Source organism: Stenotrophomonas sp. CCNWLW162 (assembly GCF_037203745.1).
In the GTDB taxonomy this organism is placed as follows: domain Bacteria; phylum Pseudomonadota; class Gammaproteobacteria; order Xanthomonadales; family Xanthomonadaceae; genus Stenotrophomonas; species Stenotrophomonas maltophilia_AQ.
In genome coordinates this window covers 239551-264990 of the sequence record NZ_JBBCBL010000002.1, presented here as the reverse complement: position 1 = coordinate 264990, position 25440 = coordinate 239551, and the positions used below count along the sequence as shown (strand labels likewise).

Sequence of the window (25440 nt, the reverse complement as noted above, 5' to 3'; positions counted from 1 at the left end):
GGGCAGGCGGGGTCAGCGCTGCGCTGGCGGAGGGGGGGGTGCCGGTGGAGGCGGAGCGACCAGCGCCAGGCGCCAGGCAGCCGCATTCACCGGGACTGTCATTTCGCGCCTGTCGCGGCGCAGCAACAGATAGACGGTGGGGCCGGTGGAGTGGCGCAGGGCGCCGGCAAGGTGCTCGACCTGGCGCACCGCAGTGTCGTCCACGCGCAGGATGCGATCACCGCTGCGCACGCCGAAGCGGGCCTCCGGGCTGGCCGCGTCCACATGCACCTGGCCTTCGGTCGAGCGCAGTGCCAGCCGTGCATCATCCTGGCGCCATTCCAGCGTCTGCGAGTTGCCACCGCCGGCCAGTGCCGGCAGTGGCAGGAGCATCACCAGCAGCATCCAGTGGGCGCGCATCTCACGCGCCCCGGGTGGCGACCGCAGGCGGGACGGCTGCAGCACGCCGGGCCGGCCCGAACACCGCGATCTGGCCCAGCACCCACAGCAGCAGCGCGCCCAGCGGCAGGTAGTACAGCGGCATGCGTGGCAGCTCGTACATGTTCATCAGTGCAAGGTTGATCGCATAGGCAGCGAGCATGCCCAGCACGATGCCCAGCGTGGCCAGCAGGAAGTTCTCGGTCTGGAAGTAGCGCAGGATCTGCCCACGGGTGGCGCCCAGTGCGCGGCGGATGCCGATCTGCTTGCTGCGCTGCTGCACCCAGAAGCTGGCCAGGCCGATGATGCCCAGTGCGGTGACCACCAGCAACGAGATGCTGACCGTGATCAGCAGGCCGACCATCGCGCGATCGTTCTTGAAGAAGTCCTTGCGCTGGTCTTCATAGGTCAGCTTGTCGCGCATCAGCCGGTTGGGATCATTGCGTTCCAGTGTTGTGGCGGCGGCGTTGAGCACTTCCTCGCGGCGCGCAGGGTCGGTGCGCAGTACATAGGTGCCACCTTCATCGAAGCTGCGGCGCAGCGGCAGCAGCATCGAGTTGGTCCAGTTGTCATTCCAGCCATTGGGCGTGCTGAGGGTGTCGACGATGCCGACCACATTCAGGGGCTGCTTGCCCATGTAGTAGGTCTTGTTCAGTGCGCTGCCGTTGGGCTCCATCTTGGCGGCAGTGGCCTGGGTGAGGATCACCGGAATCGCCTGTTCCTTGGCGCCGCCCTTGCTCGCTTCCTTCATGTCCTTGTACTCGCTGGGCAGGAAATCACGACCCGCGATCAGGTTGATGCCCATGGTTCCCAACCCACCTTCGGACAGGGTGTACATCGAGGCATTCGTGGTCGGGCGCTCCTGGTCGAGCTCACGCGAGATGCTGCTGCTGGAGGACCCATTGCGGAACGGAACCTGGTTGATGATGGTGGCGCTGGTGACGCCGGGAATGGCACGCAGCGAGGCCAGGTCTTCGCGGGTGCGGGCCATGGCGTTGGTCTGCTCGCCGATGCCGCTGACGCGCACCATCACCAGTTCGTTCTCGGCGATGCCACTGGGCATGCTGATCTTGTCGACGCGCTGGCTGACCAGGAACAGCGCGTTGCAGACGATGGCGCAGGTCAGCGCGACTTCCAGCACGATCAGGGCGGCCGCGGTCTTGTGCCGGCGCAGGGTGCTGAGGATGGGGCGGATGTCCATGGGAGTCCTCGTTCTCGTACTTACTGCGACTTGAGCTGGATGGCCGGGGTGACCTGCATGGCGCGCCAGGCAGGCAGGAAACCGGCGGCGAGGCTGGCAAACAGGGTCAGGCCCAGTGCGAGCAGCAGCATGTTGCCGTCCAGGTGGGCCAGCTTGGCGTACTCCACCGGTTGCTGGCGCACCGCGAACAGGCCGAGCAGGGCCAGGCCGATACCCAGCACGCCACCGACCACGCCGACCGCGCCGGCTTCCACCAGGCACTGCAGGAAGATCTGGCCACGACTGGCGCCGAGGGCACGGCGCACACCGATCTCACCGCTGCGGCGCAGGAACTTGGCCAGCAGCAGGCCCACCGTGTTGACCAGGCAGACGCCGAGGAAGCCCAGGGCCAGCCACAGCTGCAGGCGCACGTCGCTGGGCACCGCGCCGTTGAAGTCCAGCCATTCCATCACGGTGCGCAGGCGCACGTTCGGCGGGTGCTTGAAGCGGCCAGCCTCGCGCTGCTGTGTCGAATAGTTCTCCAGGTAGCGGCGATAGTCGGCGGCCTTGGCCGGGTCCAGTTCCACCCAGTACTGCAGCCAGGCGCACGGTGCATTGAGCGAGTAGCTGTTGCCGTCGGGGTTCTCACCGAAACAGTTCATGTTGCCGTTGTTGCCCAGCTTCAGGTCGAACGAAGTGGAGATCGGCAGCAGCAGATCTTCGTCCTTGCCGAAGCTGCCCGTGGTCAGATCGTAGAAGTGCGGCTCCGGGCTCCACTCCTTCATGACGCCGACCACGCGATAGCTCTGGCCTTCCATGCGCACGTCACGCCCCACGCTGTTGGCACCCTGGAACAGCTTGTCGTTGAGTGCCTTGGAGATGACCACCACGCGGGCGCGGGCGTTGTCATCCTCGCGCGTCCAGGGGCGGCCGTACTGCATGGGAACCTCGAACATCGGGAAGAAGTCGGCCGACGTCCAGCGGGTGTCGATGCTGAAGGGCTTGAGCGTGCTGTTGTTCGGCTCGATGGTGCCACCGCCGCCGCTCATCAGGGCTTGGCGCTCACCCTTGGCCTCGCGCAGCAGCGCTTCACCGTCGAACCGGGTCAACTGGGTTTCCGGCTCCTCGCCGGCGACATAGGCGCCGGTTGCCGCATCCAGCTGGACGTAGAACAGGCGGTCGCTCTTGCCGGGAATCGGGTCGCCGGACAGTACATGGAACACAGTCAAAGTGGTCATCGAGGCGCCGATGCCCAGCGCGATGGCAACCACCATCAGCGCGGTCAGTACCTTGTTGCGGCGGAAGCTGCGCACCGCCAGTCGGGAGTAGTAGGCGAACATGGTCGGGCCCTCACTCGTTGACGGCGACGATGTGACGCGGCGGGGTGGCCAGCACCGGCTCGCGCACCAGGTCGGTCACCTGGCCATCGACGATGTGCACGTTGCGCTGCGCGCGGGCGGCCAGTTCCGGATCATGGGTGACCATCACGATGGTGGTGCCAGCGGCGTTGATCTCTTCCAGCAGTTCCATCACGCCGCGGGCCATCTGCGTGTCCAGGTTGCCGGTCGGTTCGTCGGCCAGCAACAGGCGCGGGCTGCCGGCCAGGGCGCGTGCGATGGCCGCGCGCTGCTGCTGGCCGCCCGACAGTTCATTCGGATAGTGCTTCATGCGCGAGCCGAGGCCGACCTGGCTCAGCGCCTTCTCGATACGTTCGCGGCGCTCGTTGGCGCTCATCTTCCGATAGCGCAGCGGCACGTCGACGTTGTCGAACAGGTTCAGGTCGGGGATCAGGTTGAAGCCCTGGAAGATGAAGCCGATCTTCTGGTTGCGCAGGCGGCTGCGCGCATCGTCGCCGAGCTTGCTCACGTCCTGGCCGTCGAGCATGTAGGTGCCGCTGGTGAAGGTTTCCAGCAGACCGGCGATGTTGAGGAAGGTGGTCTTGCCGGAGCCGGACGGGCCGGTGACAGCGACGAACTCGCCTTCCTTGACCTGCAGTTCCAGCGAGCGCAACGCATGGGTTTCCACCTGTTCGGTGCGGAAGACCTTGGCGACCGAACGCATTTCGAGCATGTACATGGGGTGTCCTCTCTCCAGGATTCAGGTATCAGGTATCAGTTGACGGAGACGCGTTCGGCGTCCTTGAACAGGTCGCTGCCGGAGACCACGATGCGGTCCCCCGGCTGCACACCCGACTTGATTTCCACTTCGCCCAGGCTGCTGACGCCCAGCTCCACCGGGCGGCGCACCGCGGTGCGGCCATCCATCACGTAGGCGATGCCGTTGCCCTGTTCGACGAACGGGCCGCGCTCGACCTTCAGCACGTCCTTGCGGGTATCGAGCAGCACGCGCACCGACATCCGCTGGCTCTGGCGCAGGCCTTCCGGCTGCGCGCTGGCGAAGCGCACGCGGGCGTTGACCTCGCCGTTGACCACTTCCGGCGACACCGCACTGATCTCGCCCGGGAACGGCTTGCCGTTGCCGCCGGTCAGCTGCGCCGGCATGCCGATCGCCAGGTCGCGGGCGAAGCTTTCCGGCACCTTGATCTCGACCTCGAACTTGGACAGGTCGACCACGCCCAGCACGGGCGCATTGGCGGCCAGGTTGGTGGACTGGATGGCCTGCACTTGGCCGACCTGGCCGTCGAACGGTGCGCGCAGGGTCAGCGCGTCGACCTGGCGCTGCACCTCGGCCACCACCGCCTTCTGGCGATCGGCCAGCAGACGCTTGTTGCGGGCATCCAGGTCCGCGCCCTGGCTCTGCAGGCGGGCATCGATGGTGGCGTTGGCCAGGGTGATGTCGGCTTTCTTCAGCGAGTCCTTGGCCTTGGCCAGGTCGATCTGCGGCACCGCGCCGCCGTCATAGCCGCGCTGGTAGCGCTGCAGGTCACGGTCGGCGGCCTGCCGTTCGATGGTGGCCTGGTCGGTTTCCTTGCGCGACTTGGCGCGGGCCAGGGTGGCGTCCAGTGCGGCCCGGCTCGATTCAGCCTCCAGGCCGGCCAGGGTGGCCTGTTCCTGGGCCAGCTTGCTGCGCAGTTCCGGGCTGTCGATGACCGCCAGTTCCTGTCCCTTCTTGACCACGTCGCCGGCGACCACCTTCAGGTCCACCGTACCGGCCGAGATGGCATACAGAATCGGGCTGTTGGCAGCGATCACGCGGCCGTCGGCAGCAATGTCGCGGACCAGGTCGCCGCGCTTCACTTCGGCGATGCGCACGCGGCTGCTGTCGAAGGAGCGGCTGGCATTGGACCAGGCATGTACCGCCCAGCCAATGCCGGCCAGCAGTGCGATGGCGGCAAGCGCCGGCCAGCGGTAGCGCTGCCAGGAGGCGCGGGTGGTGCCTGCCGGGGCGGAGGAAACGATCTGGTCCTGTGCGGAGGTGTCGCGGATCATCGATGCGTGCCTGTCGGTGGTGCCTGGGTGGTACCCGATACAAGCACGATGCATGCCAACTTTATTTCCTTTCAGTTCAATGATTTGGATGGGTACGAAAAGTGTCCGCGTGTCCGCGGACACCTTTCCGGACACTTTCATTAAGCGGACAGGAGGGCGACGCCGGACGCGCAGGCTAGAATGCGCCGATCGTCTTCAAGGAAACGCCTGACATGTGTGGAATCGTAGGTGCGATCGCTGATCGCGACGTAGTGCCGGTGCTGATCGAAGGCCTGAAGCGGCTTGAGTACCGTGGTTACGATTCCTCCGGTATCGCGGTGATCGACCAGGGTGAGCGCCGGGATGTACGCCGCGTGCGTCGCACCGGTCGCGTTTCGGAAATGGCCACTGCGGCCGAGGCCGAGGGCTTCAATGCAGTGCTGGGCATCGGCCATACGCGCTGGGCCACCCATGGCGGTGTCACCGAGGCCAACGCGCATCCGCACATCAGCCACGGCGTGGCGCTGGTGCACAACGGCATCATCGAGAACCACGAAGAGCAGCGCGAGAAGCTGCGTGCGCTGGGCTACAGCTTCGAGTCGCAGACCGATACCGAAGTCATCGCGCACCTGATCCATCATCACCTGAAGGACGGCGATGACCTGCTGGTGGCGCTGCAGCGCACCGTGAAGGAACTGACCGGTGCCTACGCTCTGGCCGTGGTCAGCCGCGCCGAACCGGAGCGCTTCGTGTGCGCGCGGATGGGCTGCCCGTTGCTGATCGGTCTGGGCGAGGGCGAGAACTTCGTCGCGTCCGACGTTTCGGCGGTGCTGTCGGCCACCCGCAAGGTGATCTTCCTGGAGGAGGGCGACACCGCCGAAATCCGCCGCGACGGCGTGCGCATCTTCGATGAGCATGACCAGCCGGTCGAGCGCGACGTGCACCTGTCCGACGTGTCGCTGGCGTCGTTGGAGCTGGGTCCGTACCGCCACTTCATGCAGAAGGAAATCCACGAACAGCCGCGTGCGCTGGGCGATACCATCGAGGCGGCAATCGACGCCGGTGGTTTCCCGGCCGAGCTGTTCGGCAAGAATGCCGAGGCCGTGCTGTCGGGCATCGAAGGCGTGCAGATCATCGCCTGCGGCACCAGCTACTACGCCGGCCTGACCGCGCGTTACTGGATCGAAGCCATTGCCGGCCTGCCGTGCAGCGTGGAGATTGCCAGCGAGTACCGCTATCGCGCCGCCTATGCGAACCCGAAGCACCTGATCGTCACCATTTCCCAGTCCGGCGAAACGCTGGATACGATGGAGGCGCTGAAGTACGCCAAGTCGCTGGGCCACAAGCACACGCTGTCGATCTGCAACGTGCCGGAGAGTGCGATCCCGCGCGCCAGCGAACTGGTCTGCTACACCCGCGCCGGCGCCGAGATCGGCGTGGCCTCGACCAAGGCCTTCACCACCCAGCTGGCCGCGCTGTTCCAGCTGACCGTAGTGCTGGGCAAGCTGCATGGCCGCATCGACGCGGCGCAGGAAGCGGACTACCTGGAGCAGTTGCGCTTCCTGCCGGGCAGCGTGCAGCACGCGCTGAACATGGAGCCGCAGATCGCTGCCTGGGCCGAGCGTTTCGCGCGCAAGAGCAGTGCGCTGTTCCTGGGCCGTGGCCTGCATTACCCGATCGCGCTGGAAGGCGCGCTCAAGCTGAAGGAAATCTCCTATATCCACGCCGAGGCCTATCCGGCGGGTGAGCTGAAGCATGGCCCGCTGGCGCTGGTGGACGAGGACATGCCGGTGGTGGTGATCGCGCCCAACGACAGCCTTCTGGAAAAGGTGAAGTCGAACATGCAGGAGGTGCGCGCCCGTGGTGGCGAGCTGTTCGTGTTTGCCGACCAGGACAGCAACTTCAACGAGTCCGAGGGCGTGCATGTGATCCGCACGCCGCGCCATGCTGGCGTGCTCAGCCCGATCGTGCACACCATCCCGGTGCAGCTGCTGGCGTACCACACCGCACTGGCGCGTGGCACCGACGTGGACAAGCCGCGCAACCTCGCCAAGAGCGTGACGGTGGAGTAAGGCATTCCGGATCTGTTGGATGCTGCATGCGAAAGGGGCCTACGTGGCCCCTTTCGTTTGCGCTGGTGGCCGTGCCAAGTGGGACAGCCGCCCGGTGTTCTGTCCGCTGTCGGCAGCCGGCAATCAATCTTTAATGCGCGACATCGCCTGTATTCAGCGGCGGTTTCAGCCACGGTGCCATTCTCTGGATCGTCAGTTGGTTCCCACGACGAACTGTCCTATCGATGCCGGTAGTGACCGATGGTCGCAGTCGTAGAATCACTTTGACCGAGGGTCGGGTTGAGCCGTTGAGCCCACCTCGTTCGCGTTGCAGCACGACGTCTGCCGATTCATTCCAAGCGGCAGGCGGGTGCGCCAGACGTGCGCTGAAAGGTCTGTTCCCGGGGAGGGGGCGTATCGGAAGAGCACACTTTTTTGACTTCAGTGACCTGCACCAGGAAACAAGAATGAACGTCCGCGAACTCCTGCAATCCAAGAAAGAAGCTGTCATCACCATCGACGCCGAAGACACCATCGGTGCCGCCGCCCACAAGATGAGCGCGAACAGGATCGCTGCGCTGGTGGTGATGAAGGACGATGCCCCGGTTGGCATCATTTCCGAAAAGGACATCGTGCGTACCCTGGCCGACGACGGCCCGCAGGCCGGCCGCCGGGTGATTTCCAGCCTGCCGTCCACTGGCCTGGAAGGTATTGCGCCGGAAGCGACCCTGAAGCAGGCCATGTCGTTGATGACGTACTCGCGGCGCCGTCATCTGATGGTCACCGAAGGCACGCTCCTGGTGGGCATCCTCAGCCTGGGCGACATCGTGAAGAACCTGCTGGGCGAGCTGGAGCTGGAAAAGGCCGTGCTGCAGGACATCTACATGGCGGCCCACTGAGGACTCCATTGTCGGAACGAGAGAAGCCGGGCATTGCCCGGCTTCTTCGTTCACGGCTTCGGTGAAATCAGAAAGTGACCTTCACCGAGTCGGCGCTGTAGTTCGCCGGGCCGTGGTAGACCACTTCGATGTTGTTGCCATCCGGATCAATCACGAACGCGCCGTAGTAACCGGGGTGGTAGGGGCGCTCGCCGGGTGCGCCGTTGTCCTTGCCTCCGGCAGCGATGGCCGCAGTGTGGAAGGCATCGACGGTGGCGCTGTCGCGGGCCTGGAACGCCAGGTGGTGGCGGCCGGTCAGCTGGCCGGCGGCGGCTTCGCTGCTGGCGCTGGAAATGAACAGCTCGTCGGCCCAGAAGTAATCCTCGCCTTCGCCGGCGATCGGGATGCCGATCGTATCGAACACCGCCTGGTAGAAACGCCGGCTGGCGGCCAGGTCGCGTACGACCAGCTGGATGTGGTCGATCAGTCGCCCGCGGTGCAGTTCCATCGTTTCCATACCAACCTCGCAAAAAAAGGGGACGGAGGGGATCAGGTCGCTTCCGGCCAATAGTGCCAGAAACGACTTGATCCCCTCCGTCCCCTTTTGGGGTCAGTTGGAGATGATCTCGACCCAGTAGCCGTCCGGGTCCTTGATGAAGGCCAGGTTCTTCATGCGGCCGTCGGTGAGGCGCTTCTGGAAGGTCACGCCCAGGTCCTCGAAGCGCTGGCAGGCGGCCTCGATATCCGGCACTGACACGCAGATGTGGCCGAAGCCGCGCGGGTCGCTGTTGCCGTCGTGGTAGACCGCGCCGTCCTGGCTCTCGGTGCCGTGGTTGTGGGTCAGCTCCAGCACGCCCGGCAGGCCGGCCATCCACACGCGACGGGCGTCGTCATCCTCGGGTACCACGGCGCCGGCCGGTACGTAGGCCAGGAAGTACAGGCTGAACTGGGCTTCGGCGAAGTCGCGCTTGTCGATCAGCTGGTAGCCGAGCACGCGGGTGTAGAAGTCCAGCGAGGCGGTGATGTCCTTCACCCGCAGCATGGTGTGGTTGAACACGAAGCCGGTGGTTTCGGCCGGAGCCTGGGCGGCGACGCCGGGGACATCGCGCAGGGCGGGAATGGTCATGGGGGAGGTCCTTCAGACAGGGCCGTTGCCGGCCGGATAGCTTCATTCTACCGGCCAGCACCTGACGGCACCGCGACGTACAATGGCTGGATCGCACCGTTCCGTCCTGATGACCATTGCCCGCCATGTCGCAGCGTGAATGGGTGGCCGCCGCCATCCGCAAGATCGAAGCCGATTTCAACCGTTCCGCCGATACCCACCTGATCCCGTTGGCGCTGCCCGGGTTCGAGGGCATCGATGTGTACCTGAAGGATGAATCGAGCCATCCCACCGGCAGCCTCAAGCACCGGCTGGCCCGCTCGCTGTTCCTGTATGCGTTGACCAACGGCTGGTTGCGCGAGGGGCGGCCGGTGATCGAGGCATCCAGCGGTTCGACCGCGGTGTCCGAAGCCTATTTCGCGCGTCTGCTGGGCCTGCCGTTCATCGCGGTGATTCCGGCCACGACCTCGCCGGAAAAGATCGCAGCGATCGAGTTCCATGGTGGCCGCTGCCACCTGGTCGAGCGCGCCTGCGATCTCAACTGTGATTCGGAGAAGCTGGCCCGCGAGACCGGCGGCCACTTCATGGATCAGTTCACCTACGCCGAGCGTGCCACCGACTGGCGCGCCAACAACAACATCGCCGAATCCATCTTCAAGCAGATGGCCGAAGAGCCCAGCCCGGTTCCGGAATGGATCGTGTGCAGCCCCGGTACCGGCGGTACCGCGGCCACGCTGGGCCGCTATGTCAGCTACCGCCGGCATGACACCCGCATCCTCTGCGCGGACCCGGAAGTGTCGGTGTTCTTCGATGGCTATCAGGCTGCCGTGGCCGGCCAGCAGGACTGGCGCGGCCTGACCTGCAGCGGCGGTTCGCGCGTGGAAGGTATCGGCCGGCCGCGGGTGGAACCGAGCTTCATTCCGACCAGTGTGGATGCGATGGTGAAGGTGCCCGATGCACTGAGCCTGGCCGCGATGCGCCATGTCAGCCGCCAGCTCGGCCGACGCGTGGGTGGCTCCACCGGTACCAATTTCATCGGCGTGCTGCAGGCTGCGCAGTGGATGCGCGAGGCCGGCCACCAGGGCAGCATCGTCAGCATCCTGTGCGACAGCGGTGAGCGCTACGCGCAGAGCTACTACGACCCGGCGTGGTATGCACGGCAGGGTATCGATGTGCAGGGGGCCGACGCGCAGCTGGCTGCTGCGGTAGCCGGGCAGGGCCTGCCGCAACTGCCGTGGTGCAGCCTGGAAGCGCTGTAGCCGGCCGGCATTCCGCCGGTCATGGCCCGGCGCTACCGATCGTGCTGGGAGGGTAGCGCCGGGCCATGCCCGGCGAGCGCAGCGGTGTGTCGCACCCCGATCAATACCCCGCTGCGGTGAACGCATCCAGCACTGCATCGCGCAGCGCATCGGGCAATGCCTCGATGTCCATCGCGCGATCATCCAGGTGCAGGCTCGGGTCCAGGCCGCTGGCCCGGCCCTGGGCCAGTGCCTGCAGCCACAGCAGCACGCAGATCACAAACTCGCGCTCATGGCCCAGCCGCAGCTGGCTGGCGCCGCGTTCGATCACCTCGAACGGGTACCACTCCTGGGCATCGTTGAAGGTGCCGCCCTGCTGAAGCACGGCCTGCAACTGCTGCAGGTGGCGCGGGGCGTCGTCGCCGGCATCGCACAGCGCGGCGATCCAGGTCAGCTCGGCCGCGCTGGCGGACAACGCCAGCGACCGCGCCGATGAGACGGATGCAACTGCAGCCAGACCTTCCATGTGGGGCCTCGTTGGGTACCTACCGCTGCGGACTCCCCCGCAGCCAGAGCTTCGAACCGCGACCGTAAGGCCGACGTGAACACCGGGCAGCGCCCCCTTGTCAGCCACGCCCGGCAGCGCCATATCTACCGTGCTGCCCGCCTGTCGGGCCCGTACCCTGGAGATCTGCCGTGACCGCTGCCAACCCCCTGCTCGATTTTTCCGGCCTGCCGCGCTTCGAGGCGATCCGCCCCGAGCACGTGGCGCCGGCGCTGGACGTGCTGCTGGCCGAGGCCGAAGCCGCCGTCAGCGCAGCCGAGCAGGTGCAGCCGGTGCGCTGGGAGACCTTCGTTGCCCCGCTGGACGATGCCACCGAACGCCTGTGGCGCGCCTGGGGCCTGGTCGGCCACCTGCAGGGCGTGGTCAACACCCCGGAACTGCGCGAGGTCTACAACAGCAACCTGCCACGGGTGACCCGTTTCGCCAGTGCGCTGGGCCAGAACCTGGCGTTGTACCGGCAGTACCAGACCCTGGCTGCCAGCGCCGAGGCGGCGCACTTTGACGAGGCCCAGCGCAAGGTGCTGGACAACACGTTGCGCGATTTCCGCTTGGGTGGCGCTGAGCTGGCACCCGAGGCGCAGCAGCGTTTCGCGGCAATCAAGGAAGAGCTGTCGGCGCTGTCGGCGAATTTCTCGCAGAACGTGCTCGACGCCACTGATGCGTGGTCGCTGATCATCGAGGACGAAGCGCGACTGAAGGGCCTGCCGGAAGACGTGAAGGCTGCCGCGCATGCTGCAGCAGAGAAGGACGGCAAGACCGGCTGGAAACTGACCTTGCAGATGCCGTGCTACCTGCCGGTGCAGACCTGGGGTGAGGACCGCGACCTGCGCGAGATCCTTTACCGCGCCAGCGCACAGCGTGCGTCCGAGTTCGGCGACGATGCATTGGACAACAGCGGTAACATCGACCGCATCCTCGCCTTGCGCGCTGAACTGGCCGCGCTGCTCGGTTTCGGCTCGTATGGCGATTATTCGGTGGCGACCAAGATGGCGCAGGACCCGGCCGAGGTGCTCGGTTTCCTGCGTGACCTGGCCACGCGCGCCAAGCCGTTCGCGGCCGAGGACCGCGCCGAACTGGAGCAGTTCGCGCGCGAACAGTTGGGCATTGACACACTGCAGGCCTGGGACCTGGCATTCGCCGCCGACCGCCTCAAGCAAGCGCGCTACAGCTATTCCGAGCAGGAAGTGAAGCAGTACTTCACCGAGCCGAAGGTGCTGGGCGGCCTGTTCTCGGTGATCGAACAGCTTTACGGCCTGCGCGTGCAGGAGGACAGCGCTCCGGTCTGGCACGAGGACGTGCGCTTCTTCCGGCTGGTCGATGCGCAGGGCGCGCTGGTGGGCCAGTTCTACCTGGATCTGTACGCGCGCGAAGGCAAGCGTGGTGGCGCGTGGATGGATGATTGCCGCAACCGTCGCGAGCGTGCCGACGGCAGCGTGCAGGCGCCGCTGGTCTACCTGGTGTGCAACTTTGGTCGCGGTGCCAACGGTAAGCCGGCTACCTTCAGCCACAATGAAGTGACCACCCTGTTCCATGAGATGGGCCACGGCCTGCATCAGCTGCTGACCCGCATCGGCGAACTGGGCGTGGCCGGCATCAACGGCGTGGAATGGGACGCGGTGGAGCTGCCCAGCCAGTTCATGGAGAACTTCTGCTGGGAATGGGACCACCTGCAGGGCATGACCGGGCATGTGGAAACGGGTGAGCCGCTGCCGCGCGCGCTGTACGAGCGCATGCTGGCCGCGCGCAACTTCCATAGCGGCATGGCCACCGTTCGCCAGCTGGAGTTCGGCCTGTTCGACATGCTGCTGCACAGCCAGTTCGAGCCGGCGCAGGACAGCGTGCTGGCACTGCTGGACCGCGTGCGCGCGGAAGTGGCGGTGAACCATCCGCCGGTCTGGAACCGCTTCCCGCATCAGTTCAGCCACATCTTTGCCGGCGGCTACGCAGCCGGTTACTACAGCTACAAGTGGGCCGAGGTGCTGAGCGCCGATGCCTATGCGGCGTTCGAGGAGGCGCCGCAGGCGCTGGCTGAAACCGGCGCGCGCTTCCGCGAAGAGATCCTTTCTCGTGGTGGCAGTCGCCCGGCGGCGGAGAACTTCAAGGCCTTCCGTGGCCGCGCGCCGCAGATCGATGCGCTGCTGCGCCATTCGGGCATGGCGTAAGGCCAACGATCATCCACGCATGGCGTGGATCTACCGGAATGTTCGGACATGGCGTAACGCCTTGGTAGGCGCCAACCTTGGTTGGCGAAAAGCCCAGGCCAACCAAGGTTCGCCTCTACCGGGCGTCGCGCCTTGGGATCATTCGGCGTAGATCATCTTCCGGGTCATGCCGCCGTCCACGATGAAGTCCTGGCCGGTGGTGAAACCGGACAGCGACGACAGCAGGTACACCGCCAGTGCACCGATGTCTTCGGGGCGGCCGACCCGGCCCACCGGGTGTTGCGCACGGTCGATGGCTGAGTATTCCGGCGCGTGGCGCCGCGATGGTGCCTGCCACGCAGTGGTGCCGATCCAGCCGGGGCTGATGCTGTTCACCCGCACCGCCGGCCCGCTGCTGATCGCCAGCGCGTGGGTGAAGGCGACCAGTCCACCCTTGGCTGCGGCATAGGCTTCGCTGTGTGATTCGGATTGCCACGCGCGGGTCGAGGCGATGTTGATGATCGCGCCGGCAGCATTCGCCGAGAGTGCCGGCAGCGCATGCTTGCTGCACAGGAATGCACCATGCAGCGAGGACAGACGGCGCTGCCATTCGTTCCAGTCCATGTCCTGCAGCAACGTGCCATGCGGTCCAGCGATGCCCGCGTTGTTGACCAGCCCATCGATGCGACCGAAATGCTGCAGGGCTACGGCGATGAAAGCGCGCACGCTGGCTTCATCGGTGATGTCCAACGGTTGGAACGCGGCATCGTCGCCGCGCCGCCATTCCGCCAGGCACGCTTCGCCAGCCTCGGCGTCCAGATCGCCGATCAGCACGCGTCCACCGGCACCGAGCACGGCCTGGGCAATGCCACGGCCGATGCCGTTGGCGCCGCCGGTGACCAGCACAACCTTGCCCGACAGCGGCGCGGCCGGCCATGCGGCAATCGGCGGCACCGTGCTCACGTCAGGTCTTCGCCGCGCAGGCGGCGGTGCCAGCCGTCCACACCGATGCGGTCCAGGGTCTGGATGTTGCGCTCGACGATCACGTCCGGGTCCGGATAGACATCCACCGCGCGTGCCACGCTGTCTTCGCGCAGCAGGTGCAGGGTAGGGAAGGGCGCGCGGTTGGTGTAGTTGCTGGCGTCGTCTGCGGCCACGCCATCGAACTGGTAGTCCGGATGGAAGCTGGCCACCTGCAGGATGCCCTGCAGGTCCAGTGCCTCGATCGCTGCGTCGGCGTTGTCGAGGAAGTCGTTGTAGTCGAGGAAGTCGGTCAACACCTGCGGATGCACGATCAGGGTGGTGTCGATCTGCTCGGCCGGGGTATCGCGCAGCAGCACCAGCTCCTCGGCCAGCTGTTCAACCAGGGCTTCCGGCGTGGTCGCATCGCTGAGCACGATGCGGACCTGGTCCTTCACGTACACCGCCTTGGCGAACGGGCACAGGTTCAGGCCGATGACGATGCGCTCCAGCCACAGGCGGGTGGCGGCGATCGGGTCATCGGTGGGCAGGTGGGAATCGGTCATGGCGGGCACGTGGGCTGGCGGGGCCGCCATTGTAGGCAGTGTGCCGGTGCTGCGCTGTCCACTGTGCAGGAACTGGACAGTGGCCAAGCTGGAAATCCCTGACGATTCAAGTCGTTGCGCACTATCAATGGATGGCCGATTGCCAGCCCGGGGCGACGGGCGTGGAATGGATGCACGACACAGGAGGACACCCATGACTGCATCTTCCCCGTGGCTGCCGGACGCTCTCTGGGCCGGCGCCTTCTTCGATGGGCACTGGCAGGCTGCTGTGCAGCGGCAGCCGGTGATCGAACCGGCTACCGGCCAGTCGCTCGGCGAGATCGGCCTGGCGGACCCGGCGCAGGTGGCGCGTTCGGCAGCTACCGCTGCGCAGGCACAACGGGCGTGGGCCGCCGCACCGTATGAACAGCGCGCCGAGGTGCTGCGCAAGGCTGCGCGGCTGGCCGAGGAGAACATCGACACCCTCATCGACTGGCTGGTCCGCGAAAGCGGCTCGACCCGCCTCAAGGCCGGCTTCGAGGCCAAGGTGACGATCAAGGCGCTGCAGGAGGCTGCCGCTCTGCCGTCGCGCAGCGTCGGCGAGATCCTGCCCTCCGAACCGGGCCGGCTGAACCTGGCACGGCGCCGGCCGCTGGGCGTGGTGGGGATCATTTCGCCGTTCAATTTCCCGCTGTACCTGGCGATGCGCGCGGTGGCCCCGGCGATTGCACTCGGCAATGCAGTGGTACTCAAGCCCGATCCGCGCACGGCGGTATGTGGTGGCGCGGTGATCGCGCGTTTGTTCGAGCAGGCCGACCTGCCGGCGGGCGTGCTGCACATGCTGCCGGGTGACGGTGCGGCCGGTGCTGCACTGACCAGCGATCCGAACGTGGCGATGATCCAGTTCACAGGCTCCACGGCGGCCGGGCGCAAGGTGGGCGAGGCCGCGGGCAAGCACCTGAAAAAGGTCTCGCTGGAGCTGGGGGGCAAGAATTCGCTGATCATTCTCGACGATGCCGACCTCGATCTGGCGGTGGCCAACACTGCGTGGGGTGTCTACCTGCACCAGGGCCAGATCTGCATGGCGACCGGCCGCGTGCTGGTGCACCGGAAGATCCACGCCGCGTTCCTGCAGAAGCTGGTGGCGAAGGCCAACGCGCTCAAGGTGGGCGATCCTGCACGCGAGGACGTAGCAATAGGCCCGCTGATCAACGCCGGCCAGCGCGACCACGCCGTGCGCGTGGTCGAGCAGGCGGTACAGGCCGGCGCCACGCTGGAAGCGGGCGGCACGCACCGGGACCTGTTCTTCGCACCGACCGTGCTTGGCAACGTCGCGGCCGACAATCCGGCATTCAACGAAGAAATCTTCGCACCGGTGGCGGTGGTGGTGCCATTCGACGATGACGACGAAGCCGTGCGCCTGGCCAACGACAGCGAGTACGGACTGTCGATGGCGATCATCTCCAGCAATGTCGGCCGCGCGCTGAAGATCGGCGAACGCCTGCGCACCGGCCTGCTGCACATCAACGATCAGACCGTGAACGACGAGGTGATCAATCCCTTCGGTGGCGTGGGTGCGTCCGGCAACGGCACCAGCATCGGTGGCCCGGCCAACGGCGAAGAATTCACCCAGTGGCAGTGGCTGACCGTCAAGGGCGAAGCGCCCGCCTACCCGATCTGATCCAGGAGGATCCACGTATGAACATCGACACTGCAACCCGTGAGATCACCGCCGCCGTGGTGCGCGGCAAGGAACAGCCTTTCGTCATCGAGCAGGCCACGCTGCGCGGCCCGCAGGACGACGAAGTGCTGGTGAAGGTGGTGGCCACGGGCCTGTGCCATACCGACCTGATCGTGCGCGACCAGTACTATCCGGTGCCGTTGCCGGCGGTGCTTGGCCACGAAGGCGCCGGCATCGTTGAAGCGGTCGGGCCCAACGTCAAGGAGCTGAAGGCGGGAGATCATGTGGTGCTGACCTACGGTGCCTGTGGCCACTGCAATCCCTGTCGCGGTGGCCACGGCGCGTATTGCCGCGATTTCTTTGCGCTCAACTTCGGTGGCGACGATGGTCACGGCCATACCGCGATCACCGATGCGCAGGGCCAGTCGTTGCACGACCACTTCTTCGCACAGTCCTCGTTCGCCACCTATGCACTTGCACGCGAGATCAATGCAATCAAGGTGCCGGACGATGCACCGCTGGAACTGCTCGGCCCGTTGGGCTGTGGCATCCAGACCGGCGCGGGTGCGGTGCTCAACTCGCTGCAGGTGCGGTCCGGCAGCAGCTTCGCCAGTTACGGTGCCGGTGCAGTCGGCCTGAGCGCGGTGATGGCGGCCAAGGTGGCTGGCGCCACCACCATCATCGCCATCGATGTGGTGCCGTCGCGCCTGGAGTTGGCGCTGGAGCTGGGGGCCACCCACGTGATCAACAGCCGCGAGACCGATGTGGTCGAGGCCGTGCGTGCGATCACCGGCGGCGGCGCTGATTTTGCGCTGGAATCGACCGGTCGCCCGGAAGTGCTCTCCGCCGGCATCGAAGCGCTCGGCGGGCTTGGCATGATGGGCGTGGTCGGTGCGCCGAAGCTGGGCACCACCGCCAGTTTCGATGTGAACAACCTGCTGCTCGGCGGTCGCAGCATCCGCGGCATCGTCGAGGGTGACAGCGTGCCGCAGGTGTTCATTCCGCAGCTGGTGACACTGTTCCAGCAGGGCCGTTTCCCGTTCGACAAGCTGGTGAAGTTCTATCCGCTGGAACAGATCAACCAGGCCGCCGAAGACAGCACCCGTGGCATCACGTTGAAGCCGATCCTGCGCATCGCGGCGTAAGTGCAGGGGGGGCACGGCTGGGTGCGGCCCCCCGCCTTGGACAGGTCTCCGCGATATGTTGGACATGCGATGGGGTCGGAGCCGATTTCCTCCGGAAAGCGGCTCCGACCCCTTGATTGATTGGGTAAGGAATCCCTGGCGGAAACGTTCCGTTGCCGTGGCGTAACACGGGCATGGCGAACGCGGGTGTACTCTGCCTCCATGATGGCTTCCGCACTGGGACAACAACAGTTGGTGGCCGCCCGGGCGGCCTTCGCCGAGGGGGATGCGCGGTCATTGGGCCTCCTGCCCTTGCCGCTGCAGCAGTCGTGGCAGCGCTCACGTGCGGCCGGTCTGCAGCCGGGGCAGGAGCCGGACTACCGGCCGCTGCTGGGCGATGGCCGCCATCTGTCCCATCCCGATGACAGACGCCTGGCGCGCTGCGTGCAGCCGGAGCTGCAACAACTCTGGGCGGCCTTCGGTGGGCGTGGCTGGACGATGTTCTGCGCCAACCGCGACGGCATGGTGGTCGCGCAGCAGGCGCATGGCCTGGAAGACGCGCCCCTGTTAAGGCCGATCCAGGTTGGCCGACGGCTGGGCGAGAGCGAAATCGGCACCACGGCACCGGCGGTCTGCCTGGCCGACGACCTGCCGGCGCTGGTGCGTGGCAACGAGCACTACCTGCAGCGTTTCGCCCCGGTGTTCTGCCTCAGCGAGCCGCTGCACGATCTCGACGGCAAGGTCTTCGGGGTGATCGACATCACCGGCCTGGGTGAGCGCGATCCGTCCTTGCTGCAGGGCTATTTCCGGCAGGCGGCACTGGCCAGCGAGAACCGCCTGTTCCATGCCCTCACCGACGTGCACCTGCTGGCCGTGCAGCATGATCCACGCTGGCTGGCGTCGCCGCTGCAGGGGCTGCTGGCGGTGCAGGAGGACGGCCAGCTGCGCGCGGCCAACCGCGTTGCAAGGCGCCTGTTGGGTCTGCCACGGCGCGGGCCGCTGCCGTTGCTGAGTCTGGAGGCGCTGTTTGCCGGTGCCAGTGCGGCGCAACGGCGTCGCCTGCTGCAACCGGGTGCGCCGCATCGGGTCCGTCTGGGCGAGGGCAGTGCGGTCTACCTGCAGCATCTGCAGGCACCGCGAGGTGCATTGCGGCGCGGCGCGCGGCGGAGTGCGCCGACAAACCCGGGTGCGCCGCAGCTGCGTGACCAGCAACGAGAGGCGGCACGGCGTGCGGCACAGGCCGCAGACGGCAATCTCAGTCTGGCCGCACGCCAGCTGGGTATCTCGCGCACCACGCTGTACAAGCTGCTGCGCGATTGACCGGAAGGTCGCCGGGCATGGCCCGGCGGCATCCATCAGTCGCGGAAGTTGTTGAACTGCAGCGGCAGCTCGAACTTGCCGGCCTTCAGCACCGCGATGGCATCCTGCAGGTCGTCGCGCTTCTTGCCCTGCACGCGCAGCTTGTCGCCATTGATCTGGCTCTCCACCTTCAGCTTGGCATCCTTCAGTGCCGCGGCGATCTTCTTGGCGATCTTCTGCTCGATGCCCTGCTTGACGGTGATCTTCTGCCGGGCCTGCGCCAGGTTGGTTTCGATATCGCCGAATTCCAGGCTGAGCACGTCGATGCCGCGCGCGGCCAGGCGTGCACGCAGGATGTCGTTCATCTGCTTGAGCTGGAACTCGGTCGGGGCAGTCTGGTTGATCACATCGCCCTCGCGTTCGAATTTGGCGTCCACGCCCTTGAAATCGAAGCGGGTGGCGAGCTCGCGATTGGCCTGGTCGATGGCGTTGGTCAGCTCGTGGGTGTCGACTTCGGACACGACGTCGAAGGAAGGCATGGGCGAGGCTCCGCAGAATTCAGTGGCGGCCATTCTATCGCGCCGGCCTGCATGCCCGCTTTCCGTAGCGCCGAGCCATGCTCGACTGCTTTGTGAAGATCAGCCGAGCATGGCTGGACTCTACAAGACGGCCAGCCAAGCTTGGCTCGGCGCTACATAAGAGCAACAGGCGGGCGATAATGGGCCATGAACCTGCAACGCTCTCCCTCGCGCGCGGTGACCTGGATGGTTGCGGCGGTCGCCTGTTTCTCGTTGATGGACGCTGGCATGAAACAGCTGTCGGCCAGCTATCCCACCCTGGAAGTGACCTTCCTGCGTGGCGCGGCCTCGCTGCCGTTCGTGCTGGCCTGGGTACTGGTCAGCGCCGGCCCGCGCTCGCTGATCCCGCGTCGCTGGGGGTTGCACCTGCTGCGTGGCGCGCTGGGCATGGCGATGATCGGCTGCTTCGTGTTCGCCCTGCGCGATCTGCCGCTGTCCACCGCCTACACCATCTATTTCGTCGCCCCGCTGCTGATCGCCGCGTTGTCGGTGCCGCTGCTGGGTGAACGGGTCGGCCCGCGGCGCTGGGTGGCCATCGGCATCGGCCTGATCGGCGTGCTGGTGGTACTGCGGCCGGGCGTGGACGGCTTCATCTCGGTGCCCGGGTTGATGGTGCTGGCGGCGGCCACCGCCTATGCCATCGCCGCGATCACGGTCAGCCTGCTGACCCGCACCGATACCTCGCAGTCGATGGTGGTCTGGTTCCTGGTGATCATGGCCATCGGCGCCGGCTTGCTGGCGATTCCGGGCTGGGTGCCGCTGCAGCTGGCGCATGCGCCGCTGATCGCCGGTATGGGGCTGGCCGGAGCGCTGGGCCAGATTGCCCTGACCAAGGCGTTCCAGCTGGGCGAGGCCTCGATGATCGCGCCGCTGGAGTACAGCGGCCTGGTCTGGGTGATCGGCTGGGATCTGGCCTTCTGGGGCCAGCTGCCGGATGGCTATACCTGGGTGGGAGCGGCGATCATTGTCGCCTCCGGCCTGTACCTGCTGCACCGCGAGCGGGTGAACCGGCAGGAGCCGCCGAAGCCGCTGGATCATCCCTGAGTCGGTTGGGCCGGGGAATGGGGTTAGAGCCCCTGCGGGGATCCGGCCCCGGGGTCGGATCCCGCAGGGGCTCTGACCCCAGCCAACGCTCCGGTTTGGGTGACTTAGAACCAAAAGGAATAACATTCTGGCCCATGGCGCGGGCGCGCAAGCCCCCACGCTGGTAGGCTGCACGCCCCCTTCCGCCACCCAGCCGGTGAGTCACGCCCGTGATCGAGTTCCAGCGCCTGCACAAATCCTATGCCGTTGCCGGCCGCGAAGTCAGCGCGCTGCAACCGCTGGACCTGACCATCGAGGCCGGTGAGGTGTTCGGCATCATCGGCCATTCCGGCGCCGGCAAGTCGACCCTGATCCGCATGATCAACCGCCTGGAAGAGCCCAGCGGTGGACGGCTGTTGATCGGCGGCGAGGATGTCACCGCGCTGGACCCGAACGGCCTGCGCGCGCTGCGTCGGCGCATCGGCATGATCTTCCAGCACTTCAACCTGCTGTCTTCGCGCACGGTGGCGGGCAACGTCGCCTTCCCGCTGGAGCTGGCCGGTACGCCGAAGGCGGAGATCGACGCGCGCGTGGCCGAGCTGCTGCAGACCGTCGGCCTGGAAGCGCATGCGCAGAAATACCCGGCCCAGTTGTCCGGTGGCCAGAAGCAACGCGTCGGCATCGCCCGTGCGCTGGCGACCCGCCCGCAGCTCCTGCTGTGCGACGAGGCGACCAGTGCGCTCGACCCGCAGACCACCGCCTCGGTGTTGTCACTGCTGTCGAAGATCAACCGCGAGCTGGGCCTCACCATCGTGCTGATCACCCACGAGATGGACGTGATCCGCCGCGTCTGCGACCGCGTCGCTGTGCTTGATGGCGGCCAGATGGTCGAGACCGGCCCGGTCACTCGGGTGTTCCTGCACCCGAAGCATCCGACCACCCGCCGTTTCGTCAGCGAATCGGAGCACGTGGATGAAGGCGCGCTGCACCGCGATTTCGACGTCGTCGGCGGTCGCATCGTGCGCCTGACCTTCCTCGGCGGCGACACCTATGAACCCCTGCTCGGCAGCGTCGCCCGCCAGACTGGGGTCGATTACAACATCTTGTCCGGCCGCATCGACCGGATCAAGGACACCCCGTATGGCCAGCTGGTGGTCGCCCTGGTGGGCGGTGACCAGTCCGCCGCGCAGGCCGCATTCGTGGCCGCCGGCGTGCACGTTGAGGAACTGCGTCGATGATCGCCGCCACTGCTGAAGGTTTCTTCCGCCACCTGGATGCGGACAAATGGGTGGATATCGGCAAGGCGACCATCGAGACGCTGCTGATGATGGCCGGTTCGCTGCCACTGACTCTGGCCATTGGGTTGCCGATGGGCGTGTTGTTGTACGTGTTCGGGGCGCCGCAGCTGAAGCGCCGGCCCTTCGCCTACGGCGTGCTGGCGTTGGTGGTGAACCTGCTGCGCTCGGTACCGTTCATCATCCTGATGGTGGTGCTGATCCCGGTGTCGCTGTGGCTGATGGGCCAGTCGATCGGTGTGCTCGGCACGCTGCCCGCACTGGTCATCGGTGCGGCACCGTTCTACGCGCGGCTGGTCGAGACTGCTCTGCGTGAAGTAGACCGCGGTGTGGTCGAGGCGGCACAGGCGATGGGCGCCACCACCTGGCAACTGGTCAGCCGGGTACTGTTGCCCGAAGCTCGCCCGGGCCTGATTGCAGCCGCGACCGTGACCACCGTGGCGCTGGTCGGGTTCACGGCAATGGGCGGTGCGATTGGTTCCGGTGGCCTGGGCGACCTGGCACTTCGCGAAGGCTACCAGCGCAACCGTACCGACGTGGCCCTGGTCACCGTGGTGGTATTGCTGGTGCTGGTGCAGCTGCTGCAGATGCTCGGCGACCGCCTGGTCACGCATTACAGCCGCAAATAATCGGTTCGTCCGCCGGGCCATGCCCGGCGGCGCCATCTCAACGCACGTTCGGCACTTCGTAGCCCAGCTTGCCGACCTGCTCGGGGTGCTGCGGCACCCGCTTGAGCTTGTCGGTGTTGACGCCGTACTCGTCACGCAGGCGCTCGGCCAGCTCCTTGTACAGGGCTTTGTCCATGTCCGGGGTACGCGAGAAGATCCAGGCCATCTCGCGACCCGGGTAGCCGATCAGCGCCCATGAGTAGTCCGGGGCCACTTCCAGCACGCGCGAATGCGTAGGCACCACGCGATAGAACCAGGTGCGCCAGCCATGGTTGCCGCTGTCCGGGTCGACGCTGGCGCGGGCGCGGACTTCCTGCAGGGGTTCGCCGAAGCCATCGCGGTAGCGGTAGGTGATGCCGACCTTGTGTTCGTCGCGCAGTTCGTACTGGTTGACGCTGGCGACATGGCCGCGTTCGATGAAGTTCGGTACGCGGCCGATCACGTACCAGGTGCCCATGAAGCGCTTCAGGTCGATCGGTTCGTCCAGGGCGGGAGCGCGCGTTGCGCTGGCACGGGGCGACGGCGGCTCACTGGCGGCCATGGCGGGGCCCGCCAGGGACAGGGCCAGCAGCACGGCGCAGAGCGGGCGGATCGAGGTCATGCGGGAGCGTGCTCCAGTGGGCTTGCACGCGCATGGTCGACTGTGTGCACGCGATCCGTCAATGGTGTCGCAACCTGTGAGAAGGGGCTTGCCCAAGCTGTGTTGCATTGTCTACCGGAGAAGCCCCATGAACGCACGTTCCGCCCTTCGCCCTGCAACTGAACGCGTCATCCTCGAGCGTGCCGACCCGCGCCTGCTGCGCAGCGTGCAGCAGTTGGCCCTGGCCGGCCTGGCGCTGGTACTGGTCTGGCCGGCCGCGCGCGGCAGCAGCGCCTGGCTGGGCTGGCTGCCGATGTGGCTGGTGGGCATGCCGCTGGTGGCCTGGTGGGCACTGCTGCGCTTCCCGTTGCCACGCCTGTCGTGGTTGCGGCTGGCACGTCGTACCGGTGGACAGGCGCGACGTCGCAGCGGCGGGACGCCTCGAGGCCGGCGCGGCTCGACGGCCACGGCCTGACCTTCGACACGGGGGCGGCCGCGACGTTCCGTGCTAGCGTTCCTGGGCTTATGACTGCCTGGAGCTGCAATGTCACGACTCGCTTCCGCCTGCCTGTTGGCCGGCATGATGACCGCTGCCTCGGTGGGGACCGCCGTGGCCGCTGAAGAAACCGATCGCTACGCTTGGCTGGAGGACGTCACCGGCGACAAGCCGCTGTCCTGGGTCAAGGAACAGAACGCCAAGTCCGAAGGGCGCCTGGCGCAGACCCCGGCCTTCAAGCAGATGGAGACCAGCATCCGTGAGGTGCTCGACTCCGATGCCAAGATCCCCGGGGTGCAGAAGATCGGCGACTACTACTACAACTTCTGGAAGGACAAGCAGCACGAGCGCGGCCTGTGGCGGCGCACCACGCTGTCCGAATACCGCAAGGCCTCGCCGCAGTGGGAAACCGTGCTCGACCTGGACGCGTTGAACAAGGCCGAGGGCGAGAACTGGGTCTGGCACGGTGCCGACTGCCTGCGCCCGGACTACAGCCGCTGCCTGATCGCGCTGTCGCGCGGCGGCGCCGATGCCGATGTCACCCGTGAGTTCGACCTGTCCAACAAGTCCTGGATCAAGGACGGCTTCTTCCGTCCGGAATCGAAGGGCGGCCTGAACTGGATCGACCGCGACACCGTATTCGTCTACACCGACTTCGGTGCCGGCTCGATGACCACCTCCGGCTACCCACGCGTGGCCAAGCTGTGGAAGCGTGGTACGCCGATGGCCTCGGCCAGCGTGGTGTACGAAGGCAAGCCGGAAGACATGTACATCGCGGCGATGCACGATGACACTCCGGGCTTCGAGCGCAACCTGGTCAGCCGCACCCTGGCCTTCTACAACAACGAGCTGTACCTGCGTGCCGACAACGGCACGCTGACCAAGATCGACGCGCCGAACTCGGCGGAGAAGGGCCTGCACAAGCAGTGGCTGACCCTGGAGCTGCGTGACGCCTGGACCGTAGGTGGCAAAACCTACGCCTCCGGCTCGCTGCTGGCGACCAAGCTCGACGATTTCCTGGCCGGCAAGCGTGATTTCGAAGTCCTGTTCACCCCGACCGCGACCACCTCGCTGGCCGGTGCGACCTGGACCAAGAGCCACCTGGTGCTGAACGTGCTCGACGACGTCAAGAACCGCCTGTCGGTGCTGACCCCGGGTGCCAGCGGCTGGCAGAAGAGTGAGTTCGTCGGTGCGCCGGCCTTCGGCACCCTGGCCGTGGGCGCGGTGGACAGCAACGACAGCGACGCCGTCTGGCTGACCGCCACGGACTACCTGACCCCGACCACGCTGGCACTGGCCGAGATCGGGAAGGCGCCGGAAGTGCTCAAGACCATGCCGGCCTTCTTCGATGCCAAGGACAAGGTGATCGAACAGCACTTCGCCACCAGCAAGGACGGCACCCGCGTGCCGTACTTCGTGGTGCACGACAAGGCGATGAAGCTGGACGGTTCCAACCCGACCCTGCTGTACGGCTACGGTGGCTTCGAGATCTCGCTGACCCCGAGCTACTCCGGTGGCATGGGTCGCGCCTGGCTGGAAAAGGGCGGCGTGTACGTGGTCGCCAACATCCGTGGCGGTGGTGAGTACGGCCCGCGCTGGCACCAGGCGGCGCTGAAGCAGAACCGTCACAAGGCTTATGAAGACATGGCCGCCGTGGCGCAGGACCTGGTCACCCGCAAGATCACCTCGGCCAAGCACCTGGGCGTGCAGGGCGGCAGCAACGGTGGCCTGCTCACCGGCAACATGCTCACCCAGTACCCGGAGCTGTTCGGTGCGGTGGTGGTGCAGGTACCGCTGCTGGACATGAAGCGCTACAGCCACCTGCTGGCCGGTGCCTCGTGGATGGCCGAGTACGGCAACCCGGACACCAGCGACTGGGAGTTCATCAAGACCTTCTCGCCGTACCATCTGTTCGACGCGAAGAAGACCTACCCGCCGGTGCTGTTCACCACCTCCACCCGCGATGATCGCGTGCATCCGGGCCACGCCCGCAAGATGGCGGCGAAGATGATCGACGCCGGCAAGGACGTGACCTACTACGAGAACATCGAAGGTGGCCACGGCGGTGCGGCCAACAATGCGCAGGCCGCGCACATGGCTGCACTGGCCTACAGCTTCCTGTGGGAGCGGTTGGGCGGCAAGTAAGCAGAACGGAATAAGCAGAACGGAAAACGCCGCCCCAGGGCGGCGTTTTTCGTTATCGGGTAGCGCCGGGCCATGCCCGGCGAGCGCGGAGCGCGGCAATATG

General features: G+C 66.3%; 24 protein-coding genes. 12 read left to right on the top strand and 12 right to left on the bottom strand.

The window, feature by feature from the left end; all coding sequences use genetic code 11:
- Positions 1 to 12: 12 nt before the first annotated feature.
- Genes V9K93_RS06210 through V9K93_RS06190 form a run of 5 tightly spaced genes read right to left on the bottom strand, consistent with a single transcriptional unit; the run spans position 13 to position 4986 of the window.
- Positions 13 to 399: a PDZ domain-containing protein gene (locus tag V9K93_RS06210; RefSeq protein WP_337302220.1), complete on the bottom strand. Its 387-nt coding sequence runs from the start codon at positions 397 to 399 to the stop codon at positions 13 to 15.
- 1 nt (position 400) lies between these two features.
- On the bottom strand, positions 401 to 1618 hold the full coding sequence (locus V9K93_RS06205; protein WP_046984982.1) for an ABC transporter permease: 1218 nt from the start codon (positions 1616 to 1618) through the stop codon (positions 401 to 403).
- Between the two features lie 20 nt (positions 1619 to 1638).
- The gene (locus tag V9K93_RS06200) at positions 1639 to 2937 is read right to left on the bottom strand and encodes an ABC transporter permease (RefSeq protein ID WP_253078348.1); all 1299 of its coding nucleotides are present in this window, start codon (positions 2935 to 2937) and stop codon (positions 1639 to 1641) included.
- A gap of 10 nt (positions 2938 to 2947) precedes the next feature.
- Positions 2948 to 3673, bottom strand: a complete 726-nt coding sequence (locus V9K93_RS06195; RefSeq protein ID WP_006394322.1) for an ABC transporter ATP-binding protein — start codon at positions 3671 to 3673, stop codon at positions 2948 to 2950.
- Between the two features lie 35 nt (positions 3674 to 3708).
- A complete protein-coding gene (locus tag V9K93_RS06190; RefSeq protein ID WP_046984984.1) occupies positions 3709 to 4986 on the bottom strand; it encodes an efflux RND transporter periplasmic adaptor subunit in 1278 nt (425 codons plus the stop codon).
- A gap of 212 nt (positions 4987 to 5198) precedes the next feature.
- Between V9K93_RS06190 and glmS the strand changes: the two genes are divergently transcribed.
- Both glmS and V9K93_RS06180 read left to right on the top strand, forming a co-directional pair.
- Complete coding sequence (gene glmS, locus V9K93_RS06185) at positions 5199 to 7037, top strand: glutamine--fructose-6-phosphate transaminase (isomerizing) (protein ID WP_046984985.1); 1839 nt, start codon at positions 5199 to 5201, stop codon at positions 7035 to 7037.
- Between the two features lie 446 nt (positions 7038 to 7483).
- Complete coding sequence (locus tag V9K93_RS06180; RefSeq protein WP_046984986.1) at positions 7484 to 7915, top strand: CBS domain-containing protein; 432 nt, start codon at positions 7484 to 7486, stop codon at positions 7913 to 7915.
- 67 nt (positions 7916 to 7982) lie between these two features.
- On the opposite strand, the gene V9K93_RS06175 is transcribed toward V9K93_RS06180, so the two are convergent.
- Both V9K93_RS06175 and gloA read right to left on the bottom strand, forming a co-directional pair.
- On the bottom strand, positions 7983 to 8411 hold the full coding sequence (locus V9K93_RS06175) for a VOC family protein (protein ID WP_046984987.1): 429 nt from the start codon (positions 8409 to 8411) through the stop codon (positions 7983 to 7985).
- Between the two features lie 93 nt (positions 8412 to 8504).
- Entirely contained in the window at positions 8505 to 9020 is a 516-nt protein-coding gene (gloA, locus tag V9K93_RS06170; protein WP_136639044.1) for a lactoylglutathione lyase, read from the bottom strand.
- 125 nt (positions 9021 to 9145) lie between these two features.
- On the opposite strand from gloA, the gene V9K93_RS06165 reads away from it, so the two are divergent.
- Positions 9146 to 10258, top strand: coding sequence for a PLP-dependent cysteine synthase family protein (locus V9K93_RS06165; RefSeq protein WP_046984989.1), 1113 nt, complete (start codon positions 9146 to 9148; stop codon positions 10256 to 10258).
- A gap of 100 nt (positions 10259 to 10358) precedes the next feature.
- Here V9K93_RS06165 and V9K93_RS06160 read toward each other — a convergent pair whose 3' ends face one another.
- Positions 10359 to 10763 (bottom strand): hypothetical protein, encoded by a 405-nt coding sequence (locus V9K93_RS06160; RefSeq protein ID WP_046984990.1) that lies wholly within the window; start codon positions 10761 to 10763, stop codon positions 10359 to 10361.
- A 170-nt stretch (positions 10764 to 10933) separates the two neighbouring features.
- Here V9K93_RS06160 and V9K93_RS06155 point away from each other — a divergent pair, with 170 nt between their 5' ends.
- Positions 10934 to 12964 carry a M3 family metallopeptidase gene (locus V9K93_RS06155; protein WP_337302219.1) on the top strand — a complete coding sequence of 677 codons (2031 nt, stop codon included), beginning with the start codon at positions 10934 to 10936 and terminating at the stop codon, positions 12962 to 12964.
- 138 nt (positions 12965 to 13102) lie between these two features.
- Here V9K93_RS06155 and V9K93_RS06150 read toward each other — a convergent pair whose 3' ends face one another.
- Positions 13103 to 13906: an SDR family oxidoreductase gene (locus V9K93_RS06150; protein WP_337302218.1), complete on the bottom strand. Its 804-nt coding sequence runs from the start codon at positions 13904 to 13906 to the stop codon at positions 13103 to 13105.
- Positions 13903 to 14469: a DUF1415 domain-containing protein gene (locus V9K93_RS06145; protein ID WP_032129027.1), complete on the bottom strand. Its 567-nt coding sequence runs from the start codon at positions 14467 to 14469 to the stop codon at positions 13903 to 13905. Before V9K93_RS06145 ends, V9K93_RS06150 begins: the two co-directional genes overlap by 4 nt.
- A 193-nt stretch (positions 14470 to 14662) precedes the next feature.
- On the opposite strand from V9K93_RS06145, the gene V9K93_RS06140 reads away from it, so the two are divergent.
- The 3 genes from V9K93_RS06140 to V9K93_RS06130 all read left to right on the top strand — a co-directional run bounded on the left by V9K93_RS06140 (position 14663) and on the right by V9K93_RS06130 (position 18573).
- Positions 14663 to 16129 carry a benzaldehyde dehydrogenase gene (locus V9K93_RS06140; RefSeq protein ID WP_337302217.1) on the top strand — a complete coding sequence of 489 codons (1467 nt, stop codon included), beginning with the start codon at positions 14663 to 14665 and terminating at the stop codon, positions 16127 to 16129.
- Between the two features lie 17 nt (positions 16130 to 16146).
- Positions 16147 to 17274: an NAD(P)-dependent alcohol dehydrogenase gene (locus V9K93_RS06135; RefSeq protein ID WP_006393723.1), complete on the top strand. Its 1128-nt coding sequence runs from the start codon at positions 16147 to 16149 to the stop codon at positions 17272 to 17274.
- A gap of 201 nt (positions 17275 to 17475) precedes the next feature.
- Positions 17476 to 18573 carry a helix-turn-helix domain-containing protein gene (locus V9K93_RS06130; protein WP_337302216.1) on the top strand — a complete coding sequence of 366 codons (1098 nt, stop codon included), beginning with the start codon at positions 17476 to 17478 and terminating at the stop codon, positions 18571 to 18573.
- Positions 18574 to 18608: 35 nt separating this feature from the next.
- Here the strand turns inward: V9K93_RS06130 and V9K93_RS06125 are convergent, their stop codons facing one another.
- Positions 18609 to 19091, bottom strand: a complete 483-nt coding sequence (locus V9K93_RS06125; protein ID WP_006393629.1) for a YajQ family cyclic di-GMP-binding protein — start codon at positions 19089 to 19091, stop codon at positions 18609 to 18611.
- A gap of 186 nt (positions 19092 to 19277) precedes the next feature.
- Here V9K93_RS06125 and V9K93_RS06120 point away from each other — a divergent pair, with 186 nt between their 5' ends.
- The 3 genes from V9K93_RS06120 (at position 19278) to V9K93_RS06110 (ending at position 22077) form a co-directional block, all read left to right on the top strand.
- Positions 19278 to 20174 carry a DMT family transporter gene (locus tag V9K93_RS06120; RefSeq protein ID WP_337302215.1) on the top strand — a complete coding sequence of 299 codons (897 nt, stop codon included), beginning with the start codon at positions 19278 to 19280 and terminating at the stop codon, positions 20172 to 20174.
- A 209-nt stretch (positions 20175 to 20383) separates the two neighbouring features.
- Positions 20384 to 21391, top strand: a complete 1008-nt coding sequence (locus V9K93_RS06115) for a methionine ABC transporter ATP-binding protein (protein ID WP_337302214.1) — start codon at positions 20384 to 20386, stop codon at positions 21389 to 21391.
- Positions 21388 to 22077 carry a methionine ABC transporter permease gene (locus V9K93_RS06110; RefSeq protein ID WP_046984997.1) on the top strand — a complete coding sequence of 230 codons (690 nt, stop codon included), beginning with the start codon at positions 21388 to 21390 and terminating at the stop codon, positions 22075 to 22077. Before V9K93_RS06115 ends, V9K93_RS06110 begins: the two co-directional genes overlap by 4 nt.
- Positions 22078 to 22114: 37 nt before the next feature.
- Here V9K93_RS06110 and V9K93_RS06105 read toward each other — a convergent pair whose 3' ends face one another.
- Complete coding sequence (locus tag V9K93_RS06105) at positions 22115 to 22717, bottom strand: lipocalin family protein (protein WP_046984998.1); 603 nt, start codon at positions 22715 to 22717, stop codon at positions 22115 to 22117.
- Positions 22718 to 22844: 127 nt separating this feature from the next.
- On the opposite strand from V9K93_RS06105, the gene V9K93_RS06100 reads away from it, so the two are divergent.
- Positions 22845 to 23171, top strand: coding sequence for a hypothetical protein (locus V9K93_RS06100; protein ID WP_337302213.1), 327 nt, complete (start codon positions 22845 to 22847; stop codon positions 23169 to 23171).
- 69 nt (positions 23172 to 23240) lie between these two features.
- Positions 23241 to 25337 carry a prolyl oligopeptidase family serine peptidase gene (locus V9K93_RS06095; protein ID WP_337302212.1) on the top strand — a complete coding sequence of 699 codons (2097 nt, stop codon included), beginning with the start codon at positions 23241 to 23243 and terminating at the stop codon, positions 25335 to 25337.
- Positions 25338 to 25440 lie beyond the last annotated feature (103 nt).

Bases quoted from the DNA above. Each gene is read 5' to 3' on its own strand.
- V9K93_RS06190 (WP_046984984.1), bottom strand. From the start codon at position 4,986: ATGATCCGCGACACCTCCGCACAGGACCAGATCGTTTCCTCCGCCCCG.
- V9K93_RS06195 (WP_006394322.1), bottom strand. From the start codon at position 3,673: ATGTACATGCTCGAAATGCGTTCGGTCGCCAAGGTCTTCCGCACCGAA.
- V9K93_RS06110 (WP_046984997.1), top strand. From the start codon at position 21,388: ATGATCGCCGCCACTGCTGAAGGTTTCTTCCGCCACCTGGATGCGGAC.
- glmS (WP_046984985.1), top strand. From the start codon at position 5,199: ATGTGTGGAATCGTAGGTGCGATCGCTGATCGCGACGTAGTGCCGGTG.
- V9K93_RS06145 (WP_032129027.1), bottom strand. From the start codon at position 14,469: ATGACCGATTCCCACCTGCCCACCGATGACCCGATCGCCGCCACCCGC.
- V9K93_RS06175 (WP_046984987.1), bottom strand. From the start codon at position 8,411: ATGGAAACGATGGAACTGCACCGCGGGCGACTGATCGACCACATCCAG.
- V9K93_RS06205 (WP_046984982.1), bottom strand. From the start codon at position 1,618: ATGGACATCCGCCCCATCCTCAGCACCCTGCGCCGGCACAAGACCGCG.
- V9K93_RS06165 (WP_046984989.1), top strand. From the start codon at position 9,146: ATGTCGCAGCGTGAATGGGTGGCCGCCGCCATCCGCAAGATCGAAGCC.
- V9K93_RS06105 (WP_046984998.1), bottom strand. From the start codon at position 22,717: ATGACCTCGATCCGCCCGCTCTGCGCCGTGCTGCTGGCCCTGTCCCTG.
- V9K93_RS06120 (WP_337302215.1), top strand. From the start codon at position 19,278: ATGAACCTGCAACGCTCTCCCTCGCGCGCGGTGACCTGGATGGTTGCG.
- V9K93_RS06135 (WP_006393723.1), top strand. From the start codon at position 16,147: ATGAACATCGACACTGCAACCCGTGAGATCACCGCCGCCGTGGTGCGC.
- gloA (WP_136639044.1), bottom strand. From the start codon at position 9,020: ATGACCATTCCCGCCCTGCGCGATGTCCCCGGCGTCGCCGCCCAGGCT.
- V9K93_RS06095 (WP_337302212.1), top strand. From the start codon at position 23,241: ATGTCACGACTCGCTTCCGCCTGCCTGTTGGCCGGCATGATGACCGCT.
- V9K93_RS06200 (WP_253078348.1), bottom strand. From the start codon at position 2,937: ATGTTCGCCTACTACTCCCGACTGGCGGTGCGCAGCTTCCGCCGCAAC.
- V9K93_RS06160 (WP_046984990.1), bottom strand. From the start codon at position 10,763: ATGGAAGGTCTGGCTGCAGTTGCATCCGTCTCATCGGCGCGGTCGCTG.
- V9K93_RS06100 (WP_337302213.1), top strand. From the start codon at position 22,845: ATGAACGCACGTTCCGCCCTTCGCCCTGCAACTGAACGCGTCATCCTC.
- V9K93_RS06180 (WP_046984986.1), top strand. From the start codon at position 7,484: ATGAACGTCCGCGAACTCCTGCAATCCAAGAAAGAAGCTGTCATCACC.
- V9K93_RS06130 (WP_337302216.1), top strand. From the start codon at position 17,476: ATGATGGCTTCCGCACTGGGACAACAACAGTTGGTGGCCGCCCGGGCG.
- V9K93_RS06125 (WP_006393629.1), bottom strand. From the start codon at position 19,091: ATGCCTTCCTTCGACGTCGTGTCCGAAGTCGACACCCACGAGCTGACC.
- V9K93_RS06140 (WP_337302217.1), top strand. From the start codon at position 14,663: ATGACTGCATCTTCCCCGTGGCTGCCGGACGCTCTCTGGGCCGGCGCC.
- V9K93_RS06210 (WP_337302220.1), bottom strand. From the start codon at position 399: ATGCGCGCCCACTGGATGCTGCTGGTGATGCTCCTGCCACTGCCGGCA.